This window comes from Gillisia marina (genome assembly GCF_000258765.1).
Classification (GTDB): Bacteria; Bacteroidota; Bacteroidia; order Flavobacteriales; family Flavobacteriaceae; genus Gillisia; species Gillisia marina.
On sequence record NZ_AJLT01000013.1, the window covers coordinates 50,606 to 66,106 of the forward strand.

Below are 15,501 nucleotides of genomic sequence, written 5' to 3' on the forward strand. Positions count from 1 at the left end.
ATTACTCTACGACTTGTCATCTCACAAAAGATTATTAATAATTTAACAAGGAAATTGTTAAGGAATCTTAAATATGAACCCCTCAAGCTAATATTTTGCTAATACGCCATTAATTCTTTTAATTTTTCATTAATACGATTTTTTGGAAGGTATTGATCTTCAAGATTTTTAGTAAATGGAATAGGTGTTTCCATACTTCCCAATCGCTTTATAGGCGCATCCAAATATTCAAAACACTCCTCTGCTATCTGCGCTGCAATATCCGATGCAATACTTCCGAAGATAGAATCTTCATTTATAATAAGTACCCTTCCTGTTTTCTTCACAGAATTAAAAACGGTTTCTATATCTAAAGGCTGTAATGTTCTCAGATCTATTAAATCTACACTAAGATTCGGGAATTCTAACAAGGCTTCCATCGCCCAATGAACTGCTGCCCCATAAGTAACTATGCTCACCTCATTCCCTTCCTGCAGGAAAGCTGCTTTTCCAAACGGAATGGTGTAATAATTTGTAGGTACTTCTTGGCGTATACTTCTATATAATGCTTTATGTTCAAAAAACAAGACAGGATTAGGATCGTTAAAAGCAGTATTCAATAATCCTTTTGCATCTTTTGGAAATGCCGGATACACTACTTTTAATCCAGGGGTTTTCGTAAACCATGCTTCATTGGTCTGGCTATGGAAAGGTCCGGCTTGTACTCCTGCTCCACAAGGCATTCTAATAACAACATCTGCTTGCTGATTCCATCTATAATGAATCTTAGCAAGGTAATTTACAATCGGGTTGAAACCTGAACTCACAAAATCTGCAAATTGCATCTCTACCATAGATTTAACTCCGTTAATAGATAGTCCCATCGCAGTTGCCACTATTCCAGACTCACAAATAGGAGTATTTCGAACTCTATCCTTACCAAAATCTGTTAAACTGTTTTCTGTTATTTTAAATACTCCGCCATAATCTGCGATATCTTGACCCATCAAAACGAGGTCTTCATGCTTCTGCATAGATTGTTTTAAACCTTCGGCTATCGCATCGATAAATCGGATATTTTCAGTTTCATAATTTTCTTCAAAGTGCTGAAATTCAAATTCTTGATACACATCATTTAACTCTTCACTTGTAGAAGAGATAACTACTTCTTCCTCAAAAGCAAGTTGTAGATTTTCATCAATTTCAACCTTGATCTCATTTATATATTCATTATCGATTTCTTCAGTAAGAATATTTTTTTCCTGAAGAAACTCCTTAAAATTAGAAATTGGATCTTTGGCAGCCCACTCATTCATCAATCTTGAGGAACGTATTTGGTACCACTCGCCTCCTCATGCCCTCTCATTCTAAAAGTGATGAACTCCAATAATACTGGTCTTGGGTTTTTCCGAACACTCTCAGCAATTTCTGAAACTTTGGTAAACACTTCTAGAATATTATTTCCATCTATTTGATGTGCTTCCATACCATAACCAATACCGCGATCCATGATGTTTTTACATCGATATTGCTCGGTAGTTGGAGTGGAAAGTCCGTATCCATTGTTTTCAACACAAAATAATACCGGTAGATCCCAAACAGAAGCTATGTTTAGAGCCTCATGGAAATCCCCTTCACTGGTTCCGCCTTCGCCGGTAAAAACTGCAGTGAGTTTATTCTCGTTTTTGAGTTTATGCGCCAATGCAATCCCATCTGCCACTCCTAATTGCGGTCCTAGGTGAGAGATCATACCTACTATTTTGTATTCCTGGGTGCCAAAGTGAAAACTTCGGTCTCTACCTTTTGTAAATCCATTTGCTTTTCCTTGCCATTGCGAGAATAATCTGTAAAGCGGAATTTCTCTTGCAGTAAAAACACCTAAATTTCTATGCATTGGCAAGATATATTCATCTTCCTGCATAGCCATGGTTACCCCGATAGAAATCGCTTCTTGTCCAATTCCGCTAAACCATTTAGAAATTCTTCCCTGCCTTAATAGAATAAGCATTTTTTCTTCTATTAGTCTGGGTTTTAGCATGCCACGATATAATTTTAATAAAGTGGAATCTGAAAGCTTGGTGTCTGGGTATTTTATAGTTGTAAACTCTGTGGTTGCTGGTTTCATAAAAAAATTCTAGTTACTCAAAAGTAATTAATTTTATGAGTTCCTTATAATTGAAAAGAAAAATATATACTCCGTTAATTTTATTTAACTTTGTTTGTAAACTATGATAAAGACACCGTAAAATGGCAATGAATAATATACCAAGTGTAGATTTAGCAGATTTCCTTTCGGGAGATCCAAAGCGTAAGCAAAAATTTGTAGATGAAATAGGTAAAGCCTATGAAGAGATTGGATTCGTATCCCTAAAAAATCATTTTTTGAGTGATGAGTTAGTAGACGAGTTATATAAAGAAGTAAAATCATTTTTTGACCTTCCAGAAGAGACAAAAAGAAGTTATGAGATTGAAGGCTTAGGAGGCCAACGAGGTTATATTTCTTTTGGGAAAGAACACGCAAAAGGCAAAAAAGAGGGAGATCTAAAGGAGTTCTGGCATTTTGGACAGGAACCAACAGCCGATGCCAATTTAATAGAAGAATATCCTCCAAATGTAATTGTTGAGGAACTAAAAGATTTTAATCATACCGGAATGGAAGCATATAGAATGCTGGAAAAAACCGGAATTTATGTATTACGTGCTTTAGCACTTTATATTGGCTTAGATGAGCATTATTTTGACCATTGGGCAAGTAATGGAAATAGCATCTTAAGACCTATCCACTATCCTCCTATCACAGAAGAGCCAAAAGGGGCAGAACGTGCCGGAGCTCATGGAGATATCAATTTAATCACACTTTTAATGGGAGCTTCTACCGGAGGCCTTCAAGTATTAAGAAAAGATGGAGAATGGATAGATGCAATCCCTGAAGAAGATGAATTGGTAATAAATGTAGGTGATATGTTAGAGAGACTTACCAATAATAAATTGCGATCTACCATACACAAAGTGATAAATCCGCCTAAAGAACAATGGAGCAAGCCTAGATATTCTATTCCTTTTTTCATGCACCCTAGAAGCGAAATGCCTTTAAATTGTTTAGAAGAATGTATAGATGAAAACAATCCTAAGCAGCATGAAGATATCACGGCAGGAGAATTTCTACATCAGCGTCTTGTGGAAATAGGTTTGATTAAAGAATAAGTTATGTCTAAGAAAAAGTTAGGTCTTGAGGATCTGGGCGGATTTGTATTTTCTACAGATAACGATTTTGAATTAAATTCCGACAACTCAGATGATATTGAAACTCCGGAACCAAAAGACCAGCATTTAGAAGCACATTTCAGCAACAAAGGACGTGGCGGCAAAATTGTTACGGTTATTAAAGGTTTTGAAGGAAAAGAGGAAGATCTTAATGCTCTTGGAAAAACTTTGAAAAAGAAATGTGGCGTTGGTGGATCTGTAAAGGATGGCGAGATCATAATTCAAGGAGATGTTAGAAATAAGGTCATGGAGTTTTTAAAACAAGATGGGTATCGCGTAAAACGAGTTGGCGGATGATTAATTAATACTAACGATTTTTTAGCTTCTATGTATGCCTAGACAATTACATATTGCAAATGGGAATATCCTTGCACAAAATATTTTGGATCTCGGAATTCAGGGAGATATTATAATTTGGCGAGAAATGCTTTGTGAAGGACCTACCACGTACGAACTTGGGACTCCTGAGTTCATTAAAATTCGTAAAGCATTCCTTAAAAGTAGTTATCAAATTAATCCTGAAGATTATGGAGATAAATTTATTAAAGAACTACGCAAATTAGACTCGATAAAAGATGTCGATGAAATTATACTTTGGTTTGAGTTCGATCTTTTTTCTCACCTTAATATGTTGGCAGCCATCAGCCAGTTATTAGAAAATAAGGTTGATTTACCGGTATATCTGGTCTGCAGTAAAAAGCTGAAAGGAGAGAAAGAATTTCAGCCTTTATCACAATTGTCGCTGAAGCATTTAAAAAACCACTTCGATCAGAAAATTCATTTAGATCAAGATGATTTAGAAATGGCAAACTTGATCTGGCAATATTATAATGAAGAAAATCCGTTGAAATTAAAAGCGCTGATAAAGCAAAAATCTAATTTTGAATATCTTTCCAGTTGTGTTAGAACGCATATTGAACGATTCCCAAATTCCAAAACAGGTTTAAATACTATTGAAGCGAATATTCTTAGTTTAATTAAGGAACATAACATCACCAGTTTAAATCAGTTACTCGGTTATTCTATTCAATATCAAGGCTATTATGGATATGGAGAGCGACAAATCCAACGCTTATTGAATAAATTAAAACAATTCTATACCCTAAATAGTGATAGAATTATTTTTACTAAAAAAGGAGAAGAAGCCTATGCGGGTTCTCGCAATTTTTATCAAGAACTAAAAAACAACGATTCATTTGGCGGAGTTAAAATGTATGATTTTTTATATGACTCCGAATCACACAATATTTTAAAATTATAGAATGACTTTAAAACCTTCAGAGTTTATCTTAAATGAAGATGGCAGCGTATATCACTTAAATTTATCACCAAAACAACTTGCAACCACGGTTATTACGGTAGGCGATCCAGACAGGGTTAGCCATGTTACGAAACATTTCGATAACATAGAGCATACCGTACATAAAAGAGAATTTCATACTCAAACCGGAACATTTAAAGGAAAACGGATTAGTGTAATCTCTACCGGAATTGGAACCGATAATATAGATATCGTTTTCAACGAACTAGATGCATTGGTGAACATAGATTTTGAAACCCGAAAGGTCAAAGAAAAGCTTACCTCTTTAGATATTATTAGAATTGGAACTTCCGGAAGTATTCAATCTGATATTCCGATAGATTCTTTTCTAGCTTCTGAAACCGCTGTTGGTTTCGACTCGTTGTTGCATTTTTATAAAAGTGAATCTATTCAGGATAAGGTTTTTTCTGAAGCATTAAAAAATCACTTACAATTTTCTAAGGATCATGGATCTCCGTATGTAGTAAATGCATCTTCAGAGTTACTTTCACATTTTAATGATTCCAATTATTTTAAAGGAACAACTGTTACTAATTGCGGTTTTTATGGGCCACAGGGAAGAGTTCTTAGGTTGCCGCTAAGCAATCCTAGTTTAAATGACAATATGGCTAGTTTCAACCATTCAGGAAAGAAAATTACTAATTTAGAGATGGAAACCGCCGGAATCTACGGATTATCCAAACTTCTTGGTCATCGCGCTTTATCCCTAAACGCAATTGTTGCCAATAGAGCAACAGGGGAATTCAGTAAAAATCCAACAGAAACAGTAGAGAAACTAATTGTGAATGCACTGGATAGAATAGCTGCTATTTAGTACGTTATTTAACAGAACATTAAAGTTGAGAGCATAGGAGTCTTTGTATTTTTGTTAAAAATAATGATCCCCTATGCTAGCATCTACTACTAAAGAATCCCGTTTAAGACACCGTGACCTTAATTGGTTAAGTTTTAATGAACGAGTATTACAAGAGGCAGATGATAAAATAAATCCACTTTACGAACGGCTTAAATTTTTAGCTATTTTTTCTTCTAATTTAGATGAATACTTTAGAGTTCGGGTTTCCCAGTTAAGGCAGATTAAGAAAGTGGAAAAAAGCATTCGCAAAAAACTTGCGCTGCGCCCTAATAAATTTACCAAGGAAATTCTCGAAGAAGTAAAACTCCAACAACATAGGTTTGGAGAGATATTTCATGATCAGATTATTCCAGAACTTGCGGAAAATGGAGTCTTCCTTATCGAAGCAAAAGACTTTGATAAAGATCAAAATAGTGCTGCCAGAGATTATTATAAAAATAGTGTAGCCGAATTTGTAAAGCCGGAGATCATAGACCTTTCCAAAGAGTCGGATCTTTTCCTCACAAACAATGTGCTTTATTTTGCGGTTACTTTTGAAGATGAAAACAAGTTGGGAATTGTAAATATACCCACGAAAGACTGTGGAAGATTTGTTCAGTTCAACAACAATACGATCACTTTTCTGGATGATATCATTAGAAATATCCTTCCCCAGTTGTTCCCTAAAGAAACTGTTTCCGGGATTTTTGAAATTAAAATGTCCAGAGATGCCGAATTATATATTGATGATGAATTCGATGGGATTTTAGCCGAAAAAATCTATCAATCCTTAGCTCAAAGAACCGACGGTCAACCAACTCGTTTATTGTATGATGCTGAGATGCCGAAGGAAATTCAAAAAAAATTACGTAAACTTTTACATCTTGGTAAAATAGATATGATGCCTGGCGGACAATATCATAATTTTAGTGATTTCTTTTCATTTCCAGATCCATCAAACAATCCAAAACTACATTTTGAAGCACTTGCGCCGTTAAAACATAAGATCTTAGAAAGTACCGAGAATTATTTTGAAGCTATCGCTAAAAAAGATCAGTCGTTACATTTTCCATTTATGTCGTTTGATTATGTTGAGAAATTTTTAGAACAGGCAGCTTCAGACCCTAATACAGAGAAAATCAAGATTTCCTTATACAGGGTTGCAGATGAATCGGCGCTTACTTCAAGCCTTTTGAAGGCTATTGAAAATGGCATTAAAGTGACCATTTTTGTAGAAGCTAAAGCTCGATTCGATGAAGCAAATAACATTGTTTGGGGAAGAAAGTTTGAAGAAAAAGGAGCGAATGTAATTTATAGCTATCCTAAAATAAAAGTACACTCCAAGATTATGTTGGTGAAACGACTTGAAAATGGAAAATCAAAAAGATATGCGTACATAGGAACCGGAAATTTTAATAGCAAAACTTCCAAGATCTACTGTGATCATGCAATTTTTACAGCAGATAAAAGAGTTACGAAAGAATTGGATCGGGTTTTTAAAGTTTTAGATGGAAAACTGATAGTTCCTAGAGAAAAACATTTACTTATTTCACCATTTTCTACCCGCAGAAATTTCACTAAATTAATTCTGAATGAAATAAAATTTGCAAAAGAAGGAAAAAGTGCTTCTATAACCGCAAAGATGAATAGTCTGGAAGACAAAGAAATGATCGAACTTCTTTACAAGGCAAGCAATGCCGGAGTGAAAATTAGATTGTTAATCCGCGGATTTACAAGTCTTATTCCTGGAGTTAAAGGAATGAGCGAAAATATTTATATCACCAGTATCATCGATAGATTTTTAGAACATGGAAGAATCTACCTATTTGAAAATGGAGGGGATGAGCAAATTTTCTTTGGAAGTGCAGATTGGATGGGAAGAAATTTAGATAGAAGAATTGAGGTGATAACACCTATTTTTGATAAAGATATTGCTCAGGAATTTAAAGAGATTTTACAAATCCAGTTGAGCGACAATGTAAAAGCTAGAATTCAGGATGAAGAAGAATCGAATAGCTATATTGAAAAAGGAGAGAATGATAAAGCTATCCGTTCGCAATATGAGATTTACGAGTATTTAAAAGAAAAACATAGCTAGAGATGAGAACACTTAGAGTTGGTGGCGTTCCAGAACATTTTAATCTACCATGGCATCTTGCCATAGAGGAAGGAGATTTTGAATACGACCATCTTCATATCGAGTGGGTTAGTTTCCCCGGTGGAACTGGAGCTATGAATGCCGCGTTAAGAAATAAGGAAATAGATGTTGCCATTATTTTAACAGAAGGCATCATTAAAGATATCATTGCGGGAAATCCTTCAAGAATAGTTCAAACCTATGTGCATTCGCCTTTAATATGGGGAATTCACGTTGCTGCTAATTCATTTTATAAATCTGTTGAAGATTTAAAAAATACAAAAGCGGCCATTTCCAGAATGGGATCTGGATCTCATTTAATGGCTTATATAAATGCTGAAAAACATCAATGGGACACTAAATCTTTAGATTTTGAAATTGTTGGAGATATAGATGGTGCCGTAAAAGCCCTTTCCGAAGATACTGCTCAATATTTCATGTGGGAACGTTTTACCACAAAACCTTTGGTAGATAAAGGAGTTTTTAGAAGAGTTGGAGACTGTCCTACTCCTTGGCCATGTTTTGTTATCGCGGTTCGAGAAGATGTTTTAGAAAATCAGCGAGATGCAGTTCGGGAAATGCTGAAAGTTATAAATACCAAAACGATCAGCTTTAAAGAGATTCCGGAAATCGAAGAATTGCTGGCTAAACGATACGATCAAAAACTTGAAGATATTAAAGAGTGGTTAGAAATTACATCTTGGAGTGAATCTCAATTGACTTCAGAAGAAATTGAAAATATTCAAACCCATTTATTAAGCTTGAATTTAATTCCAGAAAAACTCGCTGCTTCCAAATTAATTTATAATTTGTAGTCTTTTAAGAATCATTTTTATTCCAAAAGACTTTATGAAAAAACAATTACTTTTCCCCCTGTTCCTACTTGCTTCATTTTTGAGCTTTTCCCAAGAAAATCCTACCAAAACAGAAACAACTTCATCAGAAGAGGTTTATAAAAGGGATATTACAAAAAACGAACTAAGTATTGGAACGTTAAATTTAGTAGCCTTTGGTGCTTTGGATATTGCCTACGAACGCATTATGACACCAAATTCCAGTTGGGCAGTTGAAGCATTTGTATTGGCGCTCGATAGAAAAAATGAAGATATTGGAGATGCTTTTAATAAAGATTTTTCATTAACAGGAAAGTATAAGCATTTCTTTGGAGACCGCAGCGCGTGGGGCTTTTATGTGAATGGACTTGCCATGATTTCCGCGGGGAAATTTAGAAGTACAGAAGAAACATTTGTAAATGGTCAATTCTTCTATAATACCGAAGAAAAAGATTACACAGATTTTGCTCTTGGCTTTGGTTTAGGTGGGAAATTTGTATCTAAACAAGGATTTTTCTTAGATCTAAGCACCGGAATTGGAAGAAATTTATTCAGTGATGACTCTCCCGTTGTTGTTGGACAATTTAATGTGAATCTTGGGTTTAGATTCTAAACTACCAGTTAATAGGAGTTTTTCCTTTATTTAATAAATAATTATTGGTTTGGCTAAAATGTTTATTTCCAAACCAAAAACCTCTATTTGCACTTAAGGGAGAAGGATGGCCGCTAGTTAAAACCAAATGTTTAGCAGTGTCTATTTTTCTTCCTTTCTTTTTTGCATAGCCTCCCCAAAGTAAAAATACCAGATTATCTTTTTCTTCTGAAAGTGTTTTTATCACAGTATCTGTAAATTTTTCCCAGCCTTTATTTTGATGAGAACCTGCTTCGCCAGCTCTAACAGTTAATACCGCATTTAATAATAGCACTCCTTGATTAGCCCATTTTTCAAGATCCCCATTTTCTTTATCATGGACTTCTTCAAGATCGGAATCTATCTCTTTAAAAATATTCTTTAAAGAGGGCGGATTGGTAATTCCATTATTTACTGAAAAACATAATCCGTTAGCCTGCCCAACTCCATGATAGGGATCCTGCCCTATAATTACCACTTTAACTTTATCGAAAGTTGCTTTATTAAATGCTTCAAAAATATGATCCTGTTTTGGGTAACAGGTATTCGCTTCATACTCTTCAGAAATAAAATTTTTTAAATCTTGAAAGTAGGATTTATTAAATTCATCATTTAGTATCTTTTTCCAAGTGTTATGGATAGTAAGCTTCATTATAATTTAAGTAAATTTGTAAAACCCAAAATTAGGGAAAAATTACTATGATAAAAATTGCATCGAAAAGCCTTCAGGATCTAGAGTTTCCTAGTGTTAGAAAACAAATAAGTGAGTTGTGTACCACTCAAATGGGAATAGAAAAGGCTTTAGAAATTGTTCCATATACTTCTTACAACGACACTATTTTTGGTCTTAATCAGACCAACGAATATGTCAGTTCTTATATGCAGGATAGTAAAATCCCTAATCATGGTTTTGATGCTGTTCATAAAGAGATTAAACTCTTAGCTATAGAAAATTCGGTTTTAGAAATTAGTGGTTTTAGGAAGATTTCCAGTCTCTCAAAAACTGTTAACGATCAGTTACGATTTTTTAATAAGTTTAAAGAGCTTTATCCAAGTTTATATAAAACTACAGAAGAAGTAGAATACACCAAAGCACTAATCGAGAGGATAGATGAAGTGATAGATAGATTTGGCGATGTTAAAGATAATGCCTCTCCCCTATTGCTAAACACGCGCCGAGCGATGAATTTGGTAAAAGGACAGATAAATTCCAGTTTTACCAATGCACTTTCAAAATATAGTGGCTATGGCTATTTAGATGAAATAAAAGAAAGTGTAGTAGATAACATTCGGGTGTTAGCTGTTTCGGCCATGTATCGCAAAAAGGTGAAAGGTGGAATTTTAGGTAATTCCAAAACCGGGAGTATCGTTTACATTCAGCCGGAAGCCACTTTAAATCATACCAGAGAATTAAATAATCTGGAGTATGAAGAAAAGGAAGAAATAGATAGAATTTTAAAAGAGCTCACCGTTTTCTTGGTCCCTTATATTGAATTATTAAAAGAGTATCAGGAACTTTTAAGCGAGATAGATGTGATTGCGGCTAAAGCGAAATACGCACGTTTAATAAATGGCTTATTACCTAAGATCACTAAGGAACGGGAGCTTTTTATAAAAGATGCCTATCACCCACTGCTTTACAGGAATAATTTAAAATCCGGCGAAAAGACCTATCCTCAGAACATTCAGCTCTCTAAGGAAAAACGCATTATTGTTATTTCCGGGCCAAATGCCGGTGGAAAGAGTATTACGCTTAAAACAGTTGGCTTGCTTCAGATCATGCTGCAAAGCGGAATTTTAATTCCCGTTCATGAGTATAGTCGGGTTTGCCTATTCAATAAAATCCTGACTGATATTGGGGACAACCAGTCTATAGAAAATCATTTAAGTACTTATAGTTATCGCTTAAAGAATATGAATTATTTTCTGAAGAAATGTGATGATAAAACCTTATTTCTTATCGATGAATTCGGAACAGGAAGTGATCCTGAATTGGGTGGTGCTTTAGCTGAAACCTTTTTGGAAGTATTTTATGAGCGAGAGTCTTTTGGAATCTTAACTACGCATTATACCAATTTAAAGATGCTGGCTAATGAATTGCCATATATGAGCAATGCCAATATGATGTTCGATTCCGGAACTTTGGAGCCTCTTTTTAAATTACATCTTGGAGAAGCAGGAAGTTCTTTCACTTTCGAAGTTGCTCAGAAAAACGGAATTCCATACAGCTTGATAAACCGATCTAAAAAGAAAGTGGAACGTGGGAAGATTCGATTCGATAAAAGTATTGCAGATCTTCAACGAGAGCGCAGCAAGCTTCAAAAAACCACAGATTCTTTAAAAAGTAAAGAGTTGAAGGCTTCTCAACAAAAAGATAAACTGGAAGAAACTAATACTAAGATTCAGCAGAAATTAGAAAGCTATCAAGAATTGTATGATAGCAATCAGCGCTTGATTTATCTTGGGCAAAAGATTAATGATCTTAGCGAGAAATATTTCAACAATAAAAAGAAGAAAGATCTTATTGGGGAGTTTTTAAAGATTGTTGAAATAGAAAATTCTAAACGAAAAAAGGCAACTTCAAAAGAAATCAAAGTCAAAAAAAATTAAAGAAAAGAAGGTATTACAAGAAGCTGAAAAGAAAGTTGAAGTTATTAGAGAGCGCAAAAAGGAGGAAAAGAAAATAGAGGCGATTCAGCAGAAAAAAGAAGCGAATAAACCGAAAGTATCTTTAAAAATTGGAGACAGAGTGCGCATGGAAGATGGTCGCGCTGTTGGATCTATAGATAAAATTGAAAAAGGAAAAGCCATCGTAAATTATGGCATGTTCACCACAAATGTAGATTTGGCACAATTAGAATTGGTGCAACCTGCAAAAAACAAAAAAATAAGATGGAGACAGTTTTACCAAAAAATAAAAAAATCATTCTTTTTGATGGTGTTTGTAATCTTTGTAATAATGCTATCAATTTTGTTATTGAACATGATAAAAAGGATGTTTTTCGGTTTGCATCCTTACAAAGTGATCTAGGCAGAAAAATGGTCTTAGAAAGAGGTATCGAGCCCGAGGTGCTGGATTCTATTATTTTGATAGAACCTGGAGTTGTGTATTACGAAAAATCTACTGCTGCCTTAAAAATAGCCAAAGAGCTTTCCGGAGGTTATTCTTTAATGAGGCATTTCCTGTACCTTCCAAATTTTATTAGGGATGGAGTTTATAATCTGGTGGCTTCTAATCGCTATAGGTGGTTTGGAAAAAAAGATTCTTGTATGATTCCTACACCGGAGTTAAAGGCGAAATTTTTAGATTAAAAAAAGAGTTCGTCTATTTAAAGTCTAAAAATTGAAATACTACGTCATTCTGAACTTTTTTCAGAATCCCAAAACACTATAAACTAATAACAAATCAAGACCTTAAATTAATCCCAAAAGCTTTCGGGACTGGGTGACGATATTAAGAAAAATACACCTTAAATTTTTAGATTAAAAAAAGAGATCAGATTTTTTAAAATCTGATCTCTTTAGAATAAAATATAATTTTTAAAAGGCTCCTGTTTCTAAGCCATTTCCTTCTCCTTTACCGGTGCATAATTATCGTCCCAATCTTTTACATTTGGAGGTCCTAATTTATCTACAGATTTTGCAACCATCATAGATACAGCTGCATCTCCTGTAACATTAACAGTAGTTCTACACATATCTAAAGGTCTATCTATAGCAAAAATCAATGCTAAACCAGCTTCAGGAATCCCTGCCTGAGCAAGTACTATTACCAACATCACCATTCCGGCACCTGGAACCGCAGCAGATCCTATAGATGCCAAGGTAGCCGTTACAATAATTCCTAATTGCGCTCCTACCGTAAGATCTATTCCAAAGGCTTGTGCAATAAATACCGCAGCTACCGCTTGATACAAACTTGTACCATCCATATTTATAGTAGCTCCAATTGGTAATACAAAACTCGCTACTTCCTTATGCACTCCAAGGTGTTCTTCTACTCGTTCCATAGTAACAGGCAAAGTAGCAGCACTAGAACTTGTTGAAAAAGCTAATAACTGTGCCGGTGCAATTCCGTTTAAGAAGAATCCTGGCTTGTTTTTAGTGAATATCCATACGATAAGAATATAGAAACCTATCATTAATGCTAATCCAATTAATACGGTTAAAGCGTACATAGCTAAAGCTGCAAATAAATCTGTGCTTGGTGATTCTACCACTAAAGCCGCTAATAATGCAAACACCCCATAAGGAGCTGCGAGCATTATAAGATCAATCATTTTTAAAATGACTTCATTAAAGCCATCGAAAAAGTCCTTTACAGGTTTTCCCACGGCTTCAGGAATTAGGATTAATCCGATTCCGAAGAATATGGCAAAGAAAATAACTTGTAGCATATTTCCATTATCGCTCGCAGCACCAAAAATATTACTAGGGACTATATCTTCTAGCGCTTGTAATGGTCCCGCTTCTTTTTGTCTTTGCGCATCTGCAATTCTAACAGAAGCATCAGTTTCATAACTGGTAATAAGATCTGTCCTAGTTTCTTCACTTATCGCACTTCCGGGTTGTATAAGATTTACTAGTCCAAGACCTATGGAAACAGCAACTACCGTTGTAATTATATAGGTTACAATCGTTCTAGTTCCCATTTGAGAGAGCTTAGAGATATCTTTAAGATCTGAAATTCCTTTTATCAATGAAGCAAGAATTAACGGAACTGCAATGAGCTTTAAGGCATTAATGAAAATGTTTCCGAAAGGTTTTATCCAATCCCCAACAAATTCCGGCCCCCAACTGAAGTTGGTTAGTACCAATGCGAAAAGTACCCCTAGGAACATTCCTAATAAAATTTGCCAGTGCAGTGCTAATTTTTTCATTGTATTCTTGCTTTAATTATATTTTTGATGTTTTATTCTGAAGCCAAAAATCTGCCAATACTAAGGCTGCCATTGCTTCTATAATTGGAATAGCTCTAGGAACTACACAAGGATCATGTCTACCTTTTCCTTGCATTTCTACTAAGTCTCCTTCAGAATTTAAGGTTTCCTGTTTTTGCATAATTGTTGCAACAGGTTTAAAAGCTACGTTAAAGTAGACATCCATTCCGTTAGAAATCCCACCTTGAATTCCTCCGCTTAAATTTGTTTTTGTTGAACCATCTTGATTAAAAAGATCGTTATGCTCGCTCCCTTTTTGTTTCGTGCCTTCAAAACCACTACCTATTTCAAAACCTTTTACAGCATTAATAGAAAGCATTGCCTGACCTAATTTGGCGTGCAACTTATCGAAAACCGGTTCTCCTAACCCTTTTGGAACATTTTTTATAATACATTTCACGGTGCCTCCTACAGTATCTCCTTGAGAACGGATCTCACGGATATAATTTTCCATTTTGGTTGCTGTCACAGGATCAGGGCAACGCACAGGATTAGATTCAATTAAACTAAAATCTAGTTGAGAAGCTTCTTTTTCTAGTCTAAGTTCCCCTACGGAAGCAGTGAAGGCTACTATTTCAATATCCTTAATAACTTGTTTCGCAATAGCACCGCCTACAACTCTGCATGCTGTTTCTCTTGCTGAAGACCGCCCTCCCCCTCTATAATCTCGTACTCCATATTTTTCTGAATAGGTGTAATCTGCATGAGAAGGCCTAAATGTGTCTTTTATATGAGAATAATCCTTTGATTTCTGGTTTGCATTTTCAATAGTAAAACCAATGGGCGTACCAGTAGTAACGCCTTCAAAAATTCCGGAAAGAAAAACTACAGTATCCGCTTCTTTACGCTGGGTAACGATTGCAGACTGTCCAGGTTTCCTTTTATCCAAATCTTCCTGAATTTTATCCAAATCTAATTCAATTCCAGCGGGGCATCCATCTATAATTCCACCAATAGCAAGACCATGAGATTCTCCAAAAGTGGTAAGTTTAAATAGTTTTCCGAAGGAATTCCCTGCCATGAATTGATTTTTAACAAATGTAATTTTTTAACTACAGATTTAAAAATCTAAAGACATATTAAAATTTAGGGATACTAAAATTGTGGAAGTAGAATGAATGAAGTATCAGTTTAATATGGCATCAATGTTTTTATATAGTAAATTCATATCAAAAGGCTTCGTCATAAATGCGTCAGCTCCAGCCTCCAAGCATTTAGATTCTGCATTATGAAGCGCCGTTAACATCATGATCTTTACTTTAGAAGTTTGTTCATTATTTCTAACCCTCAGACAAACCTCTGTGCCATCAATTTCAGAGTTCATTTTATCTAATATTAACAAATCTATATTATTATTCAAGATGATTTTTTCAGTTTCATTGGGTTTTTCCTATATAATAACTTCATACCCCTTTAATTCTAAAACCTCTTTTAGCAGCGCCCTTGTAATTGCATCATCATCAACCACTAAAATTTTAGTTTTTTTCATTATTTCCAGTTTCAACTTAGAGTGCCATCCAATATAGAGAAGAAATTGGAATCATTATTTTCATTCAACATC

11 protein-coding genes and 3 pseudogenes are annotated in these 15,501 nt (G+C 34.9%); 9 read left to right on the plus strand and 5 right to left on the minus strand.

Translation table 11 applies throughout. The features are described 5' to 3' along the window. Positions 1-98: 98 nt before the first annotated feature. Positions 99-2,104, minus strand: a pseudogene (locus ON07_RS17405) (alpha-ketoacid dehydrogenase subunit alpha/beta). A 128-nt stretch (positions 2,105-2,232) separates the two neighbouring features. Between ON07_RS17405 and ON07_RS04115 the strand changes: the two are divergent. From ON07_RS04115 to ON07_RS04145, 7 genes are all read left to right on the plus strand, one after another. Next, positions 2,233-3,183 (plus strand): isopenicillin N synthase family dioxygenase, encoded by a 951-nt coding sequence (locus ON07_RS04115; protein WP_010228414.1) that lies wholly within the window; start codon positions 2,233-2,235, stop codon positions 3,181-3,183. 3 nt (positions 3,184-3,186) lie between these two features. Further along, positions 3,187-3,540: a translation initiation factor gene (locus ON07_RS04120; RefSeq protein ID WP_010228415.1), complete on the plus strand. Its 354-nt coding sequence runs from the start codon at positions 3,187-3,189 to the stop codon at positions 3,538-3,540. A 34-nt stretch (positions 3,541-3,574) separates the two neighbouring features. Next, the gene (locus ON07_RS04125; RefSeq protein WP_010228416.1) at positions 3,575-4,504 is read left to right on the plus strand and encodes a DUF1835 domain-containing protein; all 930 of its coding nucleotides are present in this window, start codon (positions 3,575-3,577) and stop codon (positions 4,502-4,504) included. Position 4,505: 1 nt separating this feature from the next. Then, positions 4,506-5,378 carry a nucleoside phosphorylase gene (locus ON07_RS04130; RefSeq protein WP_010228418.1) on the plus strand — a complete coding sequence of 291 codons (873 nt, stop codon included), beginning with the start codon at positions 4,506-4,508 and terminating at the stop codon, positions 5,376-5,378. A gap of 73 nt (positions 5,379-5,451) precedes the next feature. Beyond that, positions 5,452-7,497: a polyphosphate kinase 1 gene (ppk1, locus tag ON07_RS04135; RefSeq protein WP_010228419.1), complete on the plus strand. Its 2,046-nt coding sequence runs from the start codon at positions 5,452-5,454 to the stop codon at positions 7,495-7,497. A 2-nt stretch (positions 7,498-7,499) separates the two neighbouring features. Next, complete coding sequence (locus ON07_RS04140; protein WP_010228421.1) at positions 7,500-8,351, plus strand: substrate-binding domain-containing protein; 852 nt, start codon at positions 7,500-7,502, stop codon at positions 8,349-8,351. 34 nt (positions 8,352-8,385) lie between these two features. Then, positions 8,386-8,982 carry a hypothetical protein gene (locus ON07_RS04145; RefSeq protein WP_010228423.1) on the plus strand — a complete coding sequence of 199 codons (597 nt, stop codon included), beginning with the start codon at positions 8,386-8,388 and terminating at the stop codon, positions 8,980-8,982. Position 8,983: 1 nt separating this feature from the next. Here the strand turns inward: ON07_RS04145 and ON07_RS04150 are convergent, their stop codons facing one another. Beyond that, positions 8,984-9,652 (minus strand): uracil-DNA glycosylase, encoded by a 669-nt coding sequence (locus ON07_RS04150; RefSeq protein ID WP_010228425.1) that lies wholly within the window; start codon positions 9,650-9,652, stop codon positions 8,984-8,986. Between the two features lie 47 nt (positions 9,653-9,699). Here ON07_RS04150 and ON07_RS14495 point away from each other — a divergent pair. Further along, positions 9,700-11,878, plus strand: a pseudogene (locus tag ON07_RS14495) (endonuclease MutS2); the annotation flags it as partial. 14 nt (positions 11,879-11,892) lie between these two features. Then, positions 11,893-12,312, plus strand: a complete 420-nt coding sequence (locus ON07_RS04160; RefSeq protein ID WP_029331468.1) for a thiol-disulfide oxidoreductase DCC family protein — start codon at positions 11,893-11,895, stop codon at positions 12,310-12,312. A 245-nt stretch (positions 12,313-12,557) separates the two neighbouring features. Here the strand turns inward: ON07_RS04160 and ON07_RS04165 are convergent, their stop codons facing one another. From ON07_RS04165 to ON07_RS15865, 3 genes and pseudogenes are all read right to left on the minus strand, one after another. After that, on the minus strand, positions 12,558-13,880 hold the full coding sequence (locus ON07_RS04165) for a dicarboxylate/amino acid:cation symporter (protein WP_010228430.1): 1,323 nt from the start codon (positions 13,878-13,880) through the stop codon (positions 12,558-12,560). A 16-nt stretch (positions 13,881-13,896) separates the two neighbouring features. Next, positions 13,897-14,961 (minus strand): chorismate synthase, encoded by a 1,065-nt coding sequence (gene aroC / locus ON07_RS04170; RefSeq protein ID WP_010228432.1) that lies wholly within the window; start codon positions 14,959-14,961, stop codon positions 13,897-13,899. 105 nt (positions 14,962-15,066) lie between these two features. Further along, positions 15,067-15,309: pseudogene (locus ON07_RS15865) on the minus strand (response regulator); the annotation flags it as partial. Positions 15,310-15,501 lie beyond the last annotated feature (192 nt).

Excerpts from the sequence above, each read along its gene's own strand:
- ON07_RS04115 (WP_010228414.1), top strand. The coding sequence starts at position 2,233 with ATGAATAATATACCAAGTGTAGATTTAGCAGATTTCCTTTCGGGAGAT.
- ON07_RS04120 (WP_010228415.1), top strand. The coding sequence starts at position 3,187 with ATGTCTAAGAAAAAGTTAGGTCTTGAGGATCTGGGCGGATTTGTATTT.
- ON07_RS04125 (WP_010228416.1), top strand. The coding sequence starts at position 3,575 with ATGCCTAGACAATTACATATTGCAAATGGGAATATCCTTGCACAAAAT.
- ON07_RS04130 (WP_010228418.1), top strand. The coding sequence starts at position 4,506 with ATGACTTTAAAACCTTCAGAGTTTATCTTAAATGAAGATGGCAGCGTA.
- ppk1 (WP_010228419.1), top strand. The coding sequence starts at position 5,452 with ATGCTAGCATCTACTACTAAAGAATCCCGTTTAAGACACCGTGACCTT.
- ON07_RS04140 (WP_010228421.1), top strand. The coding sequence starts at position 7,500 with ATGAGAACACTTAGAGTTGGTGGCGTTCCAGAACATTTTAATCTACCA.
- ON07_RS04145 (WP_010228423.1), top strand. The coding sequence starts at position 8,386 with ATGAAAAAACAATTACTTTTCCCCCTGTTCCTACTTGCTTCATTTTTG.
- ON07_RS04150 (WP_010228425.1), bottom strand. The coding sequence starts at position 9,652 with ATGAAGCTTACTATCCATAACACTTGGAAAAAGATACTAAATGATGAA.
- ON07_RS04160 (WP_029331468.1), top strand. The coding sequence starts at position 11,893 with ATGGAGACAGTTTTACCAAAAAATAAAAAAATCATTCTTTTTGATGGT.
- ON07_RS04165 (WP_010228430.1), bottom strand. The coding sequence starts at position 13,880 with ATGAAAAAATTAGCACTGCACTGGCAAATTTTATTAGGAATGTTCCTA.
- aroC (WP_010228432.1), bottom strand. The coding sequence starts at position 14,961 with ATGGCAGGGAATTCCTTCGGAAAACTATTTAAACTTACCACTTTTGGA.